This is a genomic window from Hymenobacter sp. (assembly GCF_036388155.1).
GTDB lineage: Bacteria > Bacteroidota > Bacteroidia > Cytophagales > Hymenobacteraceae > Hymenobacter.
Map to the genome: position 1 here is coordinate 29,469 of NZ_DASVSI010000116.1, position 16,970 is coordinate 46,438.

The following is a 16,970-nucleotide window of genomic DNA, read 5'->3' on the forward strand; positions in this document are numbered from 1 at the left end:
GGTGTCCGCCGCCAGCACAACGAGCCGGACCACCGCTCCATCGGCACTCCGTCGACGCGCGTTGCGCCAGGTTAACCTAGCGAGTCGGATCGGCCTATTCCCTTACCTAGTCTAGGGGCCCCATAAACCACGCCAGCGGCCACAACGCCGGGATACAAGGGCTTGGAGAAGGGAGCTATGTTAACCGAGCCGTAGGCTCCGCGTTTGCTACGCGTCGCCCTCACCCCTTGTTTGCACCCCTTTATCTCTCTTGCCACCTGCACCAGAAGATGGTGACAATGAACGAAGCCCTGAGCGTCAAAATTGGGCAGTGTCTACTCGTTTGAATCAGCGCCCCTGCTTACTTTGCTTCCAGCAATTCGGTGCTTCCGTTCGGTGCTTCCGTTGATTGTACCGATTACAATGCTCCACAGTAGTTCTAAACCTGCAGTATTCAAAGTATAAAAAAGCACAAAGCGCAAATTTTTTTATGCGGTTGTACCTTTTTTTACTTTAAAGGCCAACTCAGGTTGCTACAAAAATGCCGTTTCTTAAAAGCTAGCTTTTTAACTTGTTACTTACTTATATAGTATTATAGGTGCCACAACTGCTTGAATTTCAACTTATTGCCAAGGGTGGTTGCTACAAAAATGCCGTAGGTTGCTACAAAAATGCCGTGAAGCTGCTGCAAAAATGCCGTATAGCTGCTACACAAATGCCGGTTAATGCAGGGTAGGTTGCTACAAAAATGCCGGGGTTGCTACAAAAATGCCGTACCATGGAAACACCTGAAAACAACAAGCCCGCGGCCCTGGTGGCCCAGCACAACGCGCTGATCAACGCCCGATTCAGTTTCGTGCCGCTGCAGATGCGGCTGTTCCTGTCGTTGCTCTCTCGCATCGATTTTGACGACACCGACTTCCAGGAGCACTTCGTGCCCCTGTCCGAGTTAGTCAACAAGCTTGACGGCGGATCGGCCTACGAGCAAGTGGACGAAATGTGCAAAAAGCTTACCCAGTTCACGCTCTATATCGAAAAGTTAGAAGAGGGCACGCGCCGCCGGCGCAAGCGGCCCAACTTTGAGTACATTCCGCTCATGGCCAAGGCCGAATACCGGGGGGACATGGGGGGCGTGATGGCCATCTTCAACCCCCTCATCATGCCTTACCTGCTGCAGCTGCGACAAAGCGGCAACTTTACCATGGCGGCCCTTGACGAGCTGCGCAAGCTTAAAAGCCCGTACTCGTTGCGCATTTACTGGCTGCTGAAAGAATACGCCGACTTTGGCAAGCGCACGATGAGCGTGGACGATCTACGCTTTGTGCTCAACATCGGCAAAGAGGAATACCCGCGCTTCTCCAACTTCAAGGCCCGGGTATTGGACAAGGCCCAGAACGAACTGGCCGGCACGGATATCCCCTTTACCTTCGAGCTCGAACGCGAAAACCAGGTCGTGCAGCGCATTAAGTTCCTTTTGCAGCTCGGAACGCAGGGTGCTACAAAAATGCCGTTGCCGGACGGCGGGGCGACGGCCTCGGAATGGGGGGCTGCCCTGGCCGCCGTGGGAGTGAGCCGGCGCAGCGTGGAACAGATTGCCCGCCAACTCGAAGCCGAAGAGTACGACCTGGGCTACGTGGATTTCGTGCTGGCGCGCATCCTCAAGCAACACGAGCTGGGCAAAGTAAAAAAACCCGCGGGCGCCATCTACAAAGCCCTCGTGGAGAAGTACCTGTTGGGGGAATACCACGAGAGTCAGCAGCGGACGGCGCCACAAAAGTCCCCCGCCCCGCGGGTGCGGATCGCCGCGCCGGTGCCGGACAGCGAAGTGGCCTACCGCATGAGCGAGGTGCGGGAAATCTACGACAACCCGGGACCGTTCATGAAGCAGCGCGCCCGCGCGGCGACCTTTGAACAGCACGTACAAGACATTTATTTGCCCGATGGGTTTGTTGTGGAACTGCGCGGCGGGGAGGAATGGCTGGTCAAGCGCTGATCAACGCACGGACCGCAAGGCAGAGGCCCGGGTCGGCCAAGCAGTCTGCCGTCACCAGCAGCAGGTCACCATGGGCATACATGGTAGTTGGGGCGCTGACAAGTCGTCGATATTGTCGCTCGTCAACGACGAGTGGAAAGCGGACCCCACTACTTTGTGCTTCACTTTCCCGAAGTGGTGGCCGTAACGCCGATTGCGTTCACAGACACAAGATGCAGGCGGATGTTTCGTCACTTCCCCACTGCCTGCTACAGTTGAGTTATCCCCAACCAGGGTCTACCGGGTCCACGTCCGCGTACTGCTTGTTGGTATCAAAGAAGCGTTTGAGGGCTTGATTCAACACGTCGGTGGTCTGGGCCCCGCCGGGCTTGTTGGCCTGGTAGTTGGCAAGGCGGCGCTTGTTGTCGCTCGTTATCGTGGACGTGAACGAATGCTTTTTCTCCGGGCCCTCCTTTTTCGGCGCGGCCTTCAGGGGCGTGGTCAGCTTCTTGGAGGAGCCCGGCGCAGGCCCCCCCTTATCAGCGTACAGGGCGCGGGTGGCATCGTCTTCGTTGTCTTGGTCGGTGTACATAAGGGAGGGTTAAAATCAGCTGCCAATCGCCGGGTCACTCGTGATGTAATTTTAAAGCGCATTCCACAGGTGTTCGCCTTATCTACGCCACCTCGTGGAATGTTGGGATTCTTTGAATAGGGCCAGGTAGTGTACCAACGCTCGGTTGATGAGGTAATTTTTTGACCTCCTGCGGCCAGTGCTCCAATAGGCCAGGTTGTCCAATCCTACTTTGTTGGCCTCGCTGAGGGTGGTGGGGAAAGGGTGCACGTAAGGAAATCCCGTGCGGTTATTGCCGGAGGCAACGGGTGGCTCTTCTTCGTGAACGATGGCCTTGGCCGTTGTTCTCCGGCGAATAATAACTTCAATCTCAATGGGCTCTTGGTTGCCGTCAATGCCCATCACCTTGGTGAGGAAGTGAGCGAGAAGGTGGGTTTCGGTTTGCACAGAGGATAAGCTGGGAAGTGTTGTATGAGCCGATACTCAATTAGGGGGCAATCTACGTCTTTTTGTAGACTATAGGCAACAACAAGGGCCTATGGGGCTCCAGTAGCTTGCCGCCACAATGAGCGGCGAACCGATCAAAGCGTTTGGCTTGGTTATCAATCAGATGCGCAAGGAGCTTGGGCTGTCCCAGGAAGCGCTGGCGGATGAAGCAAGCTTGGACCGCTCCTTCGTTTCCCAACTGGAAACGGGGACCAAGCAGCCCTCGCTCACCACTATTTTTCGCCTGGCCGCCGCCCTGCAGGTAGAAGCATCGGACTTGCTTCGGCGGGTGGAAGCAACCCTTGGTGCGAACAAGGCTGCTTGAAACCTCCCCCTTTCACCGGTAGATGAACGCGTCCCGATACGCGGCGCCAGCCGTTTTACGCAACGGCTCGCCCAGTTGACCCTGGGAAAATAGCCCCGCAGCCACCACCCGATTGCCCCATTTATTTGAACGAAACTATCTGACAGGGCTACGTAACCGTGCGTCGTCCGCCAGTGGAAAGGCATTCATGTCCTTTAAGCCTTTTATGGTAATGTATTCCACGCCCGTCTTCACGGCGTGAATGGCGGCGGGCTTTATGATGCGCCCCAGGCGACCAATGCTGCCCCTGCTCAGGTCCAAGAGCTTAAAAGCCATCGCTTGGTCCATCAGATTAGAAGGTTTTCGCAAGGCGAGTCTGCGTTCGAAGCTGGCCAACAGTCGCACGTATTCCTGGCCCCTTACCACACCGGGAGACAAGCCACTTCAAAGCCCCGCCCCACCTGGTCGTCCGGGCACATCGCGTTGTGAGTAGATTCAACGCCAGCACACTCGACGAGATTATTCGACTCGTTCAACCGCACCCGGGGTAAAGGTGCCCAGCATCCCCATTTACGTTCTAAAGCTCTTCCTGTAAGCGGTGTCGCGCAGCTGTATTTGCGCTTCGACCAGCGTCTTATTCGCACTTTTATCCCGCCAGTGGTATTGTATCGTTTCTTTGATAGTCTGTTGCCTATATGACATCAGCATCACCCGCTGCACCGGGGTGGATTGCGGGTTGCTCGCCAGCCCACCCGTAATTTGCTGGCCATGCTGACCGTCTACTAATGAGTGCTGTTTCCGTTAAAACCTGTAGCTTTCGCCAGCTTTTTGAGGAGGTTCGCCAGGTGCGGATTCCCGACTACCAGCGGTCTTACACCTGGGGCGACCGGCAGGTCGCGGCCTTGCTACGCGACTTGCAAACGGCCTTTACCGGGCCGCAGCCGGACCCAGTCTATTACCTGGGAAGCGTTGTCTTCTACCGCAACCTTGGCGCGAACACGTATGAGATAATCGACGGGCAGCAGCGCCTCACCACCCTGTTTATTTTTCAGTACTTGCTACACGGAGCTTTGCCGGAAAAGTTGAATCTGGAGTTGAGCACGCACCAGTCCACGAAAAACCTGCGAGCGGTCCAGCAGTATCTGGCCGCGCGCCTGGGTCCCCTGCAGTTAGCTGCTGTCCCCGATTTGCTGGACCGGCTCACGTTTACCCGCATTGTCATTGCTACCGAAGACGCGGCCTTCACTTTTTTCGATACCCAGAACAACCGGGGCATGCCGCTGGCCGTGCCCGATTTTTTGAAAGCCTACCATTTGCGGGCAATCCGTGCGGCAACTCCGCCGCTGGCCGACAAGCTGCAGGCCGCTTACGCCCAGACCTGGGAACACGTCGCCACGGCCCACGGCCCGGAGCTGCTGCCGGTGCTGTTTGAGAAAATGCTCTGGCGCGCCCGGAACTGGCGCGGCCAGCAGCCGCTAGCTTTTGAAAACCGGGATCTTATCCTGCACACCTTTCAGCAGGAGGCCGTGGATTGGGCCCCTGGTCAGGCCTTGGGCGGGGCCTCGCTGCTGCGCTGGGCGCTGCCGGACGAATGCCCCCCCTCTCCCACCCCGGGTCGGCGGCCCCCCGTCGCCGCCCTCCTCCCCTACTCCCTGCGGGCGTTTAGCGTGCGGCAGCCATTGTTCAGAGGGAGTCATTTTTTCGAGTATGCCCGCACGTACGCCCAAACATTCGCCCTGCTCTTTGGCGCGGGGGAGCCCAGTGCGGCCTTGGCGCCGATGCGCGCGTTCTGGACGGCCGTGTACGCCGCGGACCTGTCGGCTTACCTGCGCGAGTTCATGCAGCTGTGCCTGCTGCTGTACTACGATGGCTTCGGGTCCGTCCAACTGGCGCAGGCGGCCCAGTGCTTTGATTACTGGGTGGGCGGCATTCGCTTGTCCCGGCAGCAGGTGCGGCGCGAATCCGTGACGCGTGCCCTGCGCGATTGGCCGCACAACCTGCTCGACCTGATTGCGCAGGCCTATACCCCCCAACAGCTTTTCGACGCGGTCTACGGCATCGAGGACTTGCAGGCCGTGTACGCCCAGCAAGCCGACCAGCCGGACGAGGCCCTGGGCCCGGTACAATCCCGCTACCGGCAGCGTGTCCTCCACTACTTCGGGCGCACCCGCGCCGAATTGACGACCCGGGCGCTATGGACTTGATGACCTCAACAGTCCAGTCGGCGGCTCGTTCGCTGCAGGACCTGATTGCGGCCGGCTACCGCTTCCGCGTGCCCCGCTACCAGCGCCTCTACGTGTGGGAAGCAGAGCAAGTAAACACGCTGGTCGATGACCTGCTGACGGCTGCCTCGACCCCCCGGCGCCCCTATTATCTGGGCAGCATCCTGCTCGTGCGCCAGCCGCCGACGGGGGATGTGTTTGATCTCATCGACGGGCAGCAGCGGCTCACCACCCTCTGGCTGCTGAGTCTTGCCCTGGGACGGGAGGCCGGAGCCCCACTGGCCGCTTTTGCGGCGGCGGGTTCCGCCCCCCGGCTCACGTTTGCCATCCGGGCTGCCGCCAACGCCTACTTTCAGGCGCAGCTGCGGCAGGGCGAGCCTCCGGCGCTCTTGCCCGAACACCGCCTGGGTTTGCGGCAGATCACCCAGGCGTACGAACTGATCAAGCACCGGCTTGCCCAGGCCTTCCCAGCCGGCATTCGCTCGGCGGCAGCCCGGCAGTTTGGCCAATTTGTGCGGCGGCAGGTCCGGCTCATTGTGACCGAGGTTCCCGTTACCTTCGACCTTACCCGCTTGTTCGAAGCCCTCAACAACCGCGGCGCCCAGCTGCAGCACCACGAGATTCTGAAGAGCCGGCTGCTCTCTTGGATTAGCAGCAGCACCTCGTTGCGCGGCCGCTACGCCAAGCTGTGGAATGCCTGCGCGAACACGGACGACTACCTGGAGCGCAACCTTGCCCGGGAAGCGCAGCAACCGCTGGCCGGCTGGTATGACGAGTCCGCGGCCGCCTTCCACGTGAAGGAACTGCTGCCTTTACTCGGCGCCCCCGCGGAGGGTCGGGCCCGCCGGCCGGTCCGTCTCAATCAGGTTCTGGCCGGCAAGGCGGCCTCGCTGCCGTCCGAGTCGGCGGACGACTACGAGAAAGAGGAGCCGGGAACAGCAGAGGACGAACAAGAAGCCGTGCGCAGCATCCTCTCTTTCCCGCAATTGCTGCTGCATACGTTGCGCATCTTTCTGTTCCGGCGCAAACTGCCTGATTTGGAGCGCATCAACGAAAAAGAATTGCTCCAGGCCTTCACCTCCAGCGGGGCCATCACCAGCGAGGCGACGGCCCGGCAGTTCGTTGAGCTGCTCTGGCAGGTGCGGCAGGGCTTTGATTTATTTGTCATTAAATGGGTGAAAACGTCCACCGACGAAATCCACGCCATTAAGCGCCTGCGCAAGCACAAGCCTTCCCGTAGGCGCCTTAATTATCTGCACCGCGACCCGTCCACCGGGCATTCGGGGCTGGAATTGCTGCAAAGCATGCTCTACCACTCGCAGCAGATCACCACCCAGTACTGGCTCACGCCTTTCCTCGACCAGGCCCTGCGCCAACCCGACAGTTCAGTACTTTATGAATACCTGAAACGGCTCGATAACCAGCTCTTCTGCACCGGCAGCGAGGATAACCTTGTCCTGCGTACCCGGCAGTTGCTCGGCCAGAACCTGGCCACCCGGCAGTTGCCCTGCAGCTGTGACTACCTGGACCAAGGCCGCGGGGTCCATTTTGCGCACTACTGGTTTTACAAGCTGGATTTTGTGCTCTGGCACGAGCTGTTCAGCCAGCGGCAACTAGACGAGCGGTGGCGCGCCTTCCGTTTCACCGCCAAGAACTCCGTCGAGCACGTGTCGCCCCAGAAGCCCCGCCCGGAAGACCTGCACACGCTGACCAACGGGCTGCTCGACGACTTCGGTAACCTGGCCTTGGTATCGCGCAGCATTAATTCCGAAGCGGGCAACAAAGCCTTTCTCCTCAAGCGGCAGGAGTTCGGGTTAAAGCCCCGCCTCGACTCCCTGAAATCGGCCCTGATTTATGAGCACCGCCAGTGGAACGACAAGCGGTGCGTAGCCCACCGCGAGCAGATGAAAGCCTACCTGCGCACCTACTTCGCTAGCCACGCCTAAGGACGGCGACGCAAAACGGCAGGGCGTGGAGTAAAAGGCAGTGGGGGAGTAAATGTGTTGCCCTCCGCCAGGGTTGTCCCAGCTTCGGTTGCTGGCGCTAACCGGTGCACCCATTCTTCAGGAGAAAATCATTCTTTCGACTCCGGTCCCCAGCTAGGGCGTGCCTGCGGCATTAGCCGGCTGCCGCGCGTGAGCCCGAAAAATACTGCCCCGATCCACTAGCCTTTTCGCAGCCTGTTGTTTCGGTTGGACCACTGGTTTCGGTTATTCAGTGGCGCAAGGGGCAAAGAACAAAGAACGGTGATGCAAAGCCCCGCTCGCGTTGTAGCCTGATGCGCACCCGATCGGGTATTATCTGCACAAAATTGCTTAATATTATACCCTAACGGGTGCATAAAACATGTTTCACCGCTTATTATACCCTATCGGGTACATTTCATGAAGAATCCAGTAGCAGCTTTTGTGAAGCAGCGCCGCAAGCTGTTGCATTTATCCCAGCCCGACCTGGCGGCGAAGGCCGGCGTTGGCCTGCGTTTCGTGCGCGAGTTGGAGCAGAACAAACCCACCCTGCGACTCGATAAGGTGAATGCGGTGCTCCGCCTCTTCGGCCACGAGCTCGCCCCCGCCCCGCTGGACCGCACCCAGCCCGAAACCTCGGTATGAGACGGGCCCTCGTGCAGATGGATGGCCAACTGGCCGGTACCCTTACGCAGGATGAGCAGGGGTATACCTTCGCCTACGACCCGGCCTACCTGCTCGTCGCCACGGCCCAGCCCATCAGCCTGACGCTCCCGCTCCGTGCGCAGCCCTACGTGGAACGCGTGCTGTTTCCTTTTTTTGACGGGCTGATTCCCGAGGGTTGGTTGCTGGACATTGCCGAACGCAACTGGAAGCTCAATCCCCGGGACCGGATGGGCCTGCTCCTCGCCTGCTGCCGCGACTGCATTGGGGCCGTGAGCATTCAGCCACTTTCCCCCGTTCCTGCCCCATGAACCGCTGCCTGTACTGTTACCAGCCGCTGGCATCGGAAAGCCCAGGAGGGTACCATCCGGCGTGCAGCCGCAAGCTGTACGGCCAGCCGGTGCCCCCGGCTTTTCCCTATTCCGTAGCCGAACTCCGCGCCCTGGCCGAACAGGTCGTGCGCCAGCACATTGCCGTTCCGGGGGTCCAACCCAAGATTTCGTTGGCATTGGCCACCCCGGGCGAGGGCAACGGCCCGCCGCGCTTCACGATTGTGGGCGCGCTGGGCAATTACATTTTGAAACCGCCGACTCCCCACTACCCCCACTTGCCCGAAGTGGAAGACCTCACCATGCACCTGGCCCGGCTGGCCCGCCTCGCCACCGTGCCCCACGGCCTGTTGCGGCTGGAGGGCGAGGCCCTGGCCTATGTGACCCGGCGCATTGACCGCCAGCGCGGACAAAAGCTGCCGATGGAGGACATGTGTCAGTTGACGGAACGGCTGACAGAAAACAAGTACGACGGCTCGCACGAGCAGGTCGCGCGGGCCATTCTAAAATTCTCGGCCAACCCGGGCCTCGATGCGGGCAACTTCTACGAGCAGGTGCTCTTCTCGTTTTTGACGGGCAACGCCGACATGCACCTGAAGAATTTTTCTTTGCTCCACACGCCCGGTCTGGGCCATAACCTGGCGCCAGCCTACGATTTGGTGGCGACGGCGCTGGTCAATCCCGCCGATACGGAAGAGTTGGCCCTCACCCTCAACGGCCGCAAGAAGAAGCTGAAGCTCGCCGATTTTCAGGCGGCGGCCCAGCGGGCCGCGCTGCCGGAGAAAGTCTTCACGTCGATGCTTAACCGGTTTATCCGGGTGAAACCAGCCTGGCACCGCTTCATCGACGAGAGCTTTCTGCCATCGGACTTGCAGCAGCAGTACCATGCGCTGCTGGAGCTACGGTTTGCGCAGTTAGGCTTGGCATAGCGCCGCCTGAAAGCAGCGCGCTGCCAAGCGAGTTATTGCCCGTGTTCGAGGCGGCAACATGCCTAGTTGCTATTGGCTTGGCACATTATACGTGCTGCCATCTTCCCGTCTACTTTAGGTTAGTTTCCGCGCTAAGTAGGTTGAAATTGAAGCCGAAAGGCCCACTAGCAATTCCGCCTCCTCAAAAGCGGGTTCGCGGCCTTCCCGTAAATGTCGCCCTTGTTCCGAAGAAAAGCCCCATGCTTTATCAATTACAATATCCAAGGGGGACGGAACAATACCCGGGTGCTTCTTGATGAGCGCGCCAAGGGTGTTCTTGGCATCTCCGGAGGCTTCCCGCGCCACGCATTCCAGGCAGGCCAGGGCATGCTGAATGGCGCCCGTAATATCGGCTTCGGGCTGGCGTGACAGGTCATTTATGGCCTCGTGGATTTCCTTTTTAGCGGTCGAGAGACCCGCCGCTGCCAGGATCGCCGCGGTGCTGCGTAAGGTTTTCTCAAACCCCTCCGCCCCCCGGAAAAGAATGCGGCCGCTCTCCAGCTTGTAGCCGATGCCGTGGGCGGCGAAAAACTCATTTACCTCCTCGGCAAAGGCTGTTTTTTCGTCAGAAGTACTGTACAGGCGCTCAATGACGTCGTAGACTTTAAACCACGGGCATTCTTCCAGCAGTTCCTGTGCTTCGCGCAAAACCGGTTGGGCACTCCAGTTATTAGAATCCGGAATTTTTCGAAGCACCGCGCAAATCACCGCCCTTACCTGAGTAGCACCATGGCCGGTGTGTTGGGCTGCAGAGATGATAAATTCTCTCAACTCCTGCGGGGCGTCTTCGTGGACAGTTATCTCCCGCTCCTCACTCTTGTAGCCGTTGCGTTTTGAAAAAGAAGGATTCATAGAAATTGGGGAAGGATGGCAAAAATCCATTGTCATGGACACGGTACCATCGGCCTTAATGGGTCCGGCGCGCAGAGTGGAATAGGCCCCGTAAGTTCACTGAGAGTATTTCAGCTAAGCCGGGACGCTCTTCAGGAATTGCTAAAATAATGCATGGGTGGTGAAGAACTAGTTTCAGCAGCGACGGAGTAAGCCGCGCCGGGAGGCTATGTGCCGCCGTTTCAGGCATTAGCCTAGCACCGGGCGCTGGCCGCGGGCGCCCTCGAATGGGTGCGGCTGGCGTAATCAAAGGCGCAAAAGCTGGATGGCATTCGATACGCGGCCCTGTTCCAGGTGCTTGCATACTAGTTAAAGTGAACGATTGCGGTCACCGTAGTTTCCTTCCGACTTTAAAAAACTTGCGGCCTGGTCGGCAGCTGGCAACGACTGAGCCGAGCGGCCAGCAAGCAGACTTACGGCCACTGGCTCACCAACAAGCCCTCCTCCGAGCACGACTGCATTCCGACCAACACCGGGTTATGGCACCATTCGCCGAGTTCCACCAACAAGGGTGCAAGGGTGACTTTCAATTCGGCTGGGGGCCACACCGTGCGCGGTGGCCGCCGGCCGTGGATTAGCCGTGCACGCTAGCCGGGGCTGAGCGAAGAGCAATTGAAGTAGCATCTATGGAATTCGCACGATTTCTCGGGTTACACCCGGCGCAGGCGGGGCAGGAGTTTAGCGCGACGCGGGCTGGGCACCGCCGGCGGATGCGAACTTCACCCATCTCTTTGCGCACCTGCTCCAGCAAGTTAGTCACCTAACTGTTTTTTTAGTTGGTGCAACAATTTGCGGATGAAAGGCTTTTATCCGGCCGCCCCGGTACCGCCCCTCCCCTATCCAAGCAAGTGGGAACAGGCGATTAGAGGAACGGGTATTTCTTGCGCAATACGGCCAGAACTTTAGGCGGCAAGGGCCGAGAGGCTTCCTCTTTGCCCTCGAAATACGCCGTCAGGGCCGCTTCGAGGATCTCCTGAATGTTCTCCCCCCCGTACGTGGCTAATTGCTGAAGCTTTAGGTAGGTACCGGCTTCCAATTTGTTAGAAAAGACGATCTTTTCTGACTTTATATCTTTGCCATCAAGACCATCTTTTCCATAAAGATTGTCTTTTTCGCTGGCCGATGCTTGGCCTGCGTTTGAGGCCGGCTCGGCACTACCGGCCGGGCTGGCCGGACGAATGGTGCCGGCGTTGGGCCACAGGGCGTGGTCGGGGTTAACGGCCTGGGGGGGAACACCGATTAGGTCGGCCACGGCGGTGGCCGCAAAACTGGGGCGGGGTTGCTTGCTCATGGGGCAATCCGGGTTAAGAGTTCTTGGGTGAGGGCTAAGTAGTCTTGCGCGCTGTTGGATTCCGGCGCGTGGGCGTGAATGCTTTTCTTCAAGGCAACGGCCTCCACCAGCTTGGCGTTGATGCGGATGGAGGTGTCCGTGAGCAGGCCTTGCACGCGCGGCTGCTGGGCCAGCTCCTCCGCAAAATCGTGGTACACCTGCCCCCGATAGCTGGGGTGGTACTGCGTGAGGAAAACGCCCTTGAGTTCAAGTGCCGGGTTAAAGTTGTCGCGCACGGCCCCCAACATGTCGAGCAGCTTGTAGAAGCCGGCAAACGCAAACGGGTCGGGCCGCATGGGGGCCAGCACGTAATGGGCGGCGCTTAGGCTCATGACCGTCATCGGCCCCATGGAGGGCGGCGTATCGATGACGACGTAATCGAACTGGCCCTGCAAGCCCGCCAACTGCCGGCGGAGCAGGTTGGGGTGCGTGGCATCGGCCCCAATCATGCGTTCGAGCGGGCTCAACTCGGGCCGGGAGGCAATCAGGCTGAGCTTATCCCCCACCGGCTGCACCACTTCGGCCAGCGTCGCCTCGCCCCGCAGGACCATGCACAAGTTGGGGGCTTGCACCCCGGCAAAGGTGGAGGTAAGATTGCTTTGGGGATCGCAGTCGATGAGCAATACCCGGTGGCCGAGCAGAACCAGGGAATGGCCAATGCCAAGCGCGGAGGTCGTTTTTCCTACCCCGCCCTTGTGCTGGGCAATTGCAATGACTTTCATCTATGAAAGAGCTTGTTGTGAATAATCTTTACGCAAAGATGATAAAGATTGTCTATACTTAAAAGAAATATTTACCGTCTTACCAACTATATCATCTTTAAATTGACGCTCATAAGGCTGAAGAAAAGCGCGATAGATTTGAAATCTTCCGGTAAAGATTGATTTCCTGCTTTTTGTAAATATTTCTTTACGTCTTTTATGTCTTTCTGTATTTTTTTATTTATCAATAGATAGAAAGACAGTAACTATCTGATTATGCAACGTGAGGGGGGCATACGGCGGCCTCTCCGCAGCCCGCCCCCTTGCTTGAGCGGCGTAATCAAATCAAGGGCCTCTCTGAATACACGATCGCAGGCCAGGGCGCAAGGCTTCGCGGCCTGGCCTGCGATTCCCTTGCTGTAGAGGTACCTCACGGCAGTTGCTTTCCCCTTGCGGTAAGGATCGCCTCGTCGACAAAGCCGGCGCAGGGCCGCCGCTTCGGGCCACCTTCGTCCGGGGGCGGCTGATTGGTTACGGTTGCACCAGCGTGCTCCAGGTCCCCGCAAAGTCCGACCTAGCCCGGAGACTCGCGAGTGCCTCGTTCATTCGAACCATGGCTGCTGATGCCCACGTAGCGCGCCCGGGTTGGAAACAGCTTTTGCGGGCTTGAGCGCCGTGGTCCAAAGGCCCTTGGTTTCCTCGGTAGGGGAGGAGCAGCGTATCCACCGGAGAACAAGGGCATTTTTCCTGGGTAGTCGGCTGGGACAGGTGGCCCGCCCGAACGGCTGCTGGCTGGCGGGGCCTGGTTCCGTTTTCGCCTGCTTACCCGTGTGCTGCTTACCAGCAGCACACGGGTAACCAAAAACCTTGACCGGCGGCCACTCGACGCCAGGGGCGTCAACCTCCCGGCTAGACGCCTGCTAAAGGCAAGCCCGCCGCAAATTCTCCGCAACGTCGCCCCTTTGGCCCGGTTTTTTCGGGCAAAATGCCGAAGAATTCCTGCGCTTTCGTGGGGCGGTAGCGCAATACCTCGGCCTAGGCTTTGGTGGTTTTGCGGGCCGCGGCCTTCTGTTTTGTTTCCAGAAATTTGCGGTCGTCGAGCGGGTGGCCTTTGGTGATGGCTGTGTACACGGCGCCCGCAAGGCTGCTGGTTGACCACGAGCCGCACGTACGCGGGCTCGCCCTCGCCCTGCTCGATGAGCCCGCCGACCACGCCGATGCTGTTGGCGGCGACGCCGACCTTCAACCGCGCCTCGCTTGCTTGCCCAGCGGGTGAAGCGGAAACGAATCTGTTCCGCGCTTTTGCCAGTGTCCCGCAGCAGGTCGTACTCAAAGGCGGGGTTGGTCCGGGCCAGTTGCTGCTGAGCCCGGTTCAATACACGCAGCTTAAACAGCGGCGACTGTTTGGATTGCCCTTCCAGGCCCAGCAATTTCTTGAGCTCGTCCACCGGCACCGTGCGCGTGCCGAAGAGGCTGTACTGCGTGAGCCGCTAGTAGATGATGCGGTAGGAGTGGGCGCTTTTGAGCTTGAGCAGCTGTAGGAGTTGGGCCTGGGTGAAATGGCCCTCGTTGAGCTGCAGCAGGTGCTCGCGCACCCGGTCGTTGAAGCGCACCACCAGCGACTGTTCCCCGCTGCTATGGTCGGCGTCGGCATCTCCAGAGTGGTGAGCGCAAAGCGCGTTAACCAACTCATTACCCTGCACGACCAGCTTGCTGGCGAGCATTTTCGCGTAGTCAGCACCTGGGTCAAAGACCACCGGACCAACGTGGCGGGCACCTTACATTTACGCGTTGAACCCCTGTCTGAATGAAACTAAGCCTGCGCACGGCCCCGTTTGACGTTAAAATCGACAAACTCACCCGTTCCATTGAAAATGCGAAAACGGGTGAGTCATTCCCCACGGAAGTGCGGCGGTTAACGCTGCTGCAAGCCCGTAAGTTGGTCAAGAAAGAGTGGCAGTTCAACTGGGTTGCCGAGGCCGGCGACGGCGACCGGGAGGTGTACCAGCTCAACACCGTGGGCAACCGCTCGGTGGTGCACGGCCTCATCAGCCTGGAACTCCTGCCCGACGTGGTCTTTATGCACCTGTTGGAAAGCACCGCCTTTAACAAAGGCCGGGGAAAGCAGTACCTGGGCGTGGCCGGCAACTTAATAGCTTATGCTTGCCGGCGCGCTTTCGAACTCAACCACGATGGGGAGGTGGCGTTCATAAGCAAAACCAACCTGATCAACCACTACATCACCGCGCTAGGGGCAACTCGCCTGCGCCACAATCGGCTGTATATTGGAACCGAGAACGCCGCCCAACTCGTTAAAAGGTACTTTCCAAACTATGCCCTCGCCTGACATGCCCACCCCCGCCCGCCGTAAAATCGGCATCGAGCCCGTTGCGGTGGACCTTGTGGTAGCACCTACTTCCCTGACGTTAGAAGACCGTCAGGAGCTAAATGCGTTCTTTCGGGAGCGGCGCAAGCTCCGCGACCAATCCCCGGCCGTCCGAGCTATCCGCAAGCAACTGGCCGGCAAAAATGCCCAGACGCAGAGCCCGGCATCGTCCGACAACGTCGTCGTTAGCATTTCGAGCATTCGGCCCAATCCCTACGCTGCGGTTATCTCGGCCCCAAAGTATGCGGCGGCCAGGAAAGCCGCGCCCGCTGCCAAAAAAGCCGCGGCGCCCAAGAAGAAGAAATAACGCCGTTCCACTCGGTAGCCTGATCCGGTTAGATCGGGTATTACTGAAATTGACCGGTGCTGCGTTCACTGGGCACCTCCGGCGGGTCCCGCCGGCGCTGCTGAGTTAGGCACGGCCGCTTGGTAGCGCGCAGGTAGTCGCACGGGCGCCAATGGTTCGGATTCACTATTTCCTTAACCGCATTCAGGTGCCCAGCACACCCCAGTCAATGGATAGGGTCCGGCGAGCGGACGCGGGCACTACCGCAAACCCAGCATTTCCGCTTTTCCGGCAGCGCGCGACATTCCGTCGTCTCCTTCACAAGGGCGATGATACCTTTGCCGCTCATCCCCCGGATGCACCTCGAACGATGCGGATGATGCAGAAGGCGCGGCCGGGGGGAACATCTGAGCGTTTTTTCACGTCCGAGCTGGAACGTGCGCAGGGCCGTTCACTTCCCCTAAACCCAACACGAGAAGGCACCGATGAGTGGACGGAGCACTTTTTCCGGAACAAATTTCCAAGGAGCGGTTGGCGCTTGCGTCGCGGGCTTGCTCCTAACGGAGCGGCCACTCTCCCGCCTGGCTTCTGGACTACCAGGCACGCCCGAGAAAGTGTATCTGGAGACCAAGACGGGGGTTGACGATGTCCTCGTCCGCACCGATTGCGGCAGCGTGTTTGTCCAAGCGAAGAACACCGTCGCCTTATCCACCCGCGGCGAACTGCCTTCGGTAGCGCACCAATTCGTGCGCCAATTTGCCGCGGGCGCACTCGAACACGGCACCCGCCGCAAACTCGACCCCGCACGGGACCGCCTGGTCCTGGCGGTGGGCCCCGAAGCGGCGGCCAGCGTCGCCAACGACCTGCGCACCGCCCTTGACCGGCACCGCACCCACGCGGACACCAACCAGCCCGTAAAGTATCAACGGGCTTTGGAGGTGTTTTCGCGGCTGATCGAGGCCGCTTGGTTTAGCCTCAACAATGCGCCCATTACGCGGGCAGAAAAGCAGGCCGTGCTGGACCTGTGCGCGGTCGTCGCCCTCAACGACACGCATCGCCACCTGGTAGAGGAGGCCCTAACGCACGTCGTGGCCACGCCGGGCGACGAGGAAGCGCTGGTGGATCTGTTGATTAAGTGGGCCTCCGACGCGGCCGAAAAGGGAACCGGGGGCGATGCGGCCGCCATCCGGCTGGAGTTAAACGGAAAAATTCGATTCTTGGCACCGCCGAGCTTTGACCAGGACGTGCGGCGACTGGCCGCCTACAGCCAGCAAACCCTCAACCACCTGGAACGCTACAGCACCATCGCGGTGGAGGAAGGCCCGATGAGGCTGGACCGCCCCTTCGAGGCGGCGGTTATCGAGGAGGCCGCCCGCGGCACGCTGGCGGTCACCGGAGAGCCCGGGGCCGGCAAGTCGGCGGTGCTCTGGTCCGTGGCCGGTAAGCTCCGCTCGACGCACCCCGTGTGCTGCGTGGCGGTTGCCGGCGGCGCGAACAACCTGGACGCGCTGCGGCGCGAAATCGGGCTGGAGCATTCCCTGCTCGACGTGCTCCAGCAATTTCCCGGCACCCGCCCGGCCTATCTGGTACTCGACGCGCTCGACGCCTCCCGGGGCGGCAACTCGGAAGGTACCTACCGGGCCCTGCTGGAAGCCGTGGCCCAATTGCCCGACTGGCGCGTCATTGCCTCCGTCCGAACGTTCGACCTCAAGCTGGGCAAAGCCTGGCAGCAGTTGTTCCCCGGGCCCGCCCCGCTGGCGAAGTTTGCTGAAAAGGACCTCAAGATGGGGTTGCGTTAGTAACTGGACAAAGAATTACGGTAAGGGACGCAGGGGACGCAGGCCATTGACCAGCACGTCGGCTGGTAGCTGGAAAGAATAGCGCCCCAGGCGGTTCAAATGGGCAAAACGAGCAGGTG

At 59.6% G+C, this 16,970-nt stretch carries 16 protein-coding genes and 1 pseudogene; 10 read left to right on the forward strand and 7 right to left on the reverse strand.

The features are described from left to right. Positions 1–757: 757 nt before the first annotated feature. A complete protein-coding gene (locus VF629_RS15890) occupies positions 758–1,972 on the forward strand; it encodes a replication initiation protein (protein WP_331059473.1) in 1,215 nt (404 codons plus the stop codon). 259 nt (positions 1,973–2,231) lie between these two features. On the opposite strand, the gene VF629_RS15895 is transcribed toward VF629_RS15890, so the two are convergent. Next, on the reverse strand, positions 2,232–2,543 hold the full coding sequence (locus VF629_RS15895) for a hypothetical protein (protein ID WP_331059474.1): 312 nt from the start codon (positions 2,541–2,543) through the stop codon (positions 2,232–2,234). A gap of 78 nt (positions 2,544–2,621) precedes the next feature. Further along, entirely contained in the window at positions 2,622–2,969 is a 348-nt protein-coding gene (locus VF629_RS15900; protein WP_331059475.1) for a hypothetical protein, read from the reverse strand. 118 nt (positions 2,970–3,087) lie between these two features. Here VF629_RS15900 and VF629_RS15905 point away from each other — a divergent pair, with 118 nt between their 5' ends. The 6 genes from VF629_RS15905 to VF629_RS15930 all read left to right on the forward strand — a co-directional run bounded on the left by VF629_RS15905 (position 3,088) and on the right by VF629_RS15930 (position 9,419). Continuing rightward, positions 3,088–3,333 carry a helix-turn-helix transcriptional regulator gene (locus VF629_RS15905; protein WP_331059476.1) on the forward strand — a complete coding sequence of 82 codons (246 nt, stop codon included), beginning with the start codon at positions 3,088–3,090 and terminating at the stop codon, positions 3,331–3,333. A gap of 764 nt (positions 3,334–4,097) precedes the next feature. After that, on the forward strand, positions 4,098–5,516 hold the full coding sequence (locus VF629_RS15910; protein ID WP_331059477.1) for a DUF262 domain-containing protein: 1,419 nt from the start codon (positions 4,098–4,100) through the stop codon (positions 5,514–5,516). Next, positions 5,516–7,480, forward strand: a complete 1,965-nt coding sequence (locus VF629_RS15915; protein ID WP_331059478.1) for a DUF262 domain-containing HNH endonuclease family protein — start codon at positions 5,516–5,518, stop codon at positions 7,478–7,480. Before VF629_RS15910 ends, VF629_RS15915 begins: the two co-directional genes overlap by 1 nt. Positions 7,481–7,918: 438 nt before the next feature. Next, entirely contained in the window at positions 7,919–8,143 is a 225-nt protein-coding gene (locus tag VF629_RS15920; protein WP_331059479.1) for a helix-turn-helix transcriptional regulator, read from the forward strand. Next, the gene (locus VF629_RS15925; protein WP_331059480.1) at positions 8,140–8,472 is read left to right on the forward strand and encodes a HipA N-terminal domain-containing protein; all 333 of its coding nucleotides are present in this window, start codon (positions 8,140–8,142) and stop codon (positions 8,470–8,472) included. The genes VF629_RS15920 and VF629_RS15925 overlap by 4 nt, the downstream gene beginning before the upstream one ends. Then, positions 8,469–9,419 carry a HipA domain-containing protein gene (locus tag VF629_RS15930; RefSeq protein WP_331059481.1) on the forward strand — a complete coding sequence of 317 codons (951 nt, stop codon included), beginning with the start codon at positions 8,469–8,471 and terminating at the stop codon, positions 9,417–9,419. The genes VF629_RS15925 and VF629_RS15930 overlap by 4 nt, the downstream gene beginning before the upstream one ends. A gap of 114 nt (positions 9,420–9,533) precedes the next feature. On the opposite strand, the gene VF629_RS15935 is transcribed toward VF629_RS15930, so the two are convergent. The 5 genes and pseudogenes from VF629_RS15935 to VF629_RS15955 all read right to left on the reverse strand — a co-directional run bounded on the left by VF629_RS15935 (position 9,534) and on the right by VF629_RS15955 (position 14,137). Further along, positions 9,534–10,310, reverse strand: coding sequence for an AbiJ-NTD4 domain-containing protein (locus VF629_RS15935; RefSeq protein ID WP_331059482.1), 777 nt, complete (start codon positions 10,308–10,310; stop codon positions 9,534–9,536). Between the two features lie 901 nt (positions 10,311–11,211). Continuing rightward, entirely contained in the window at positions 11,212–11,640 is a 429-nt protein-coding gene (locus tag VF629_RS15940) for a hypothetical protein (protein ID WP_331059483.1), read from the reverse strand. Next, on the reverse strand, positions 11,637–12,401 hold the full coding sequence (locus VF629_RS15945) for a ParA family protein (protein ID WP_331059484.1): 765 nt from the start codon (positions 12,399–12,401) through the stop codon (positions 11,637–11,639). The genes VF629_RS15940 and VF629_RS15945 overlap by 4 nt, the downstream gene beginning before the upstream one ends. 1,313 nt (positions 12,402–13,714) lie before the next feature. Further along, a pseudogene (locus tag VF629_RS25810) lies at positions 13,715–13,834 on the reverse strand (hypothetical protein); the annotation flags it as partial. 36 nt (positions 13,835–13,870) lie between these two features. After that, positions 13,871–14,137, reverse strand: coding sequence for a RepB family plasmid replication initiator protein (locus tag VF629_RS15955; RefSeq protein WP_331059486.1), 267 nt, complete (start codon positions 14,135–14,137; stop codon positions 13,871–13,873). 50 nt (positions 14,138–14,187) lie between these two features. Between VF629_RS15955 and VF629_RS15960 the strand changes: the two genes are divergently transcribed. The 3 genes from VF629_RS15960 (at position 14,188) to VF629_RS15970 (ending at position 16,851) form a co-directional block, all read left to right on the forward strand. Then, positions 14,188–14,727, forward strand: a complete 540-nt coding sequence (locus VF629_RS15960; protein WP_331059487.1) for a hypothetical protein — start codon at positions 14,188–14,190, stop codon at positions 14,725–14,727. After that, entirely contained in the window at positions 14,714–15,073 is a 360-nt protein-coding gene (locus tag VF629_RS15965) for a hypothetical protein (protein WP_331059488.1), read from the forward strand. Before VF629_RS15960 ends, VF629_RS15965 begins: the two co-directional genes overlap by 14 nt. 464 nt (positions 15,074–15,537) lie before the next feature. Further along, on the forward strand, positions 15,538–16,851 hold the full coding sequence (locus VF629_RS15970; protein ID WP_331059489.1) for a hypothetical protein: 1,314 nt from the start codon (positions 15,538–15,540) through the stop codon (positions 16,849–16,851). The last annotated feature ends 119 nt before the right edge of the window (positions 16,852–16,970 follow it).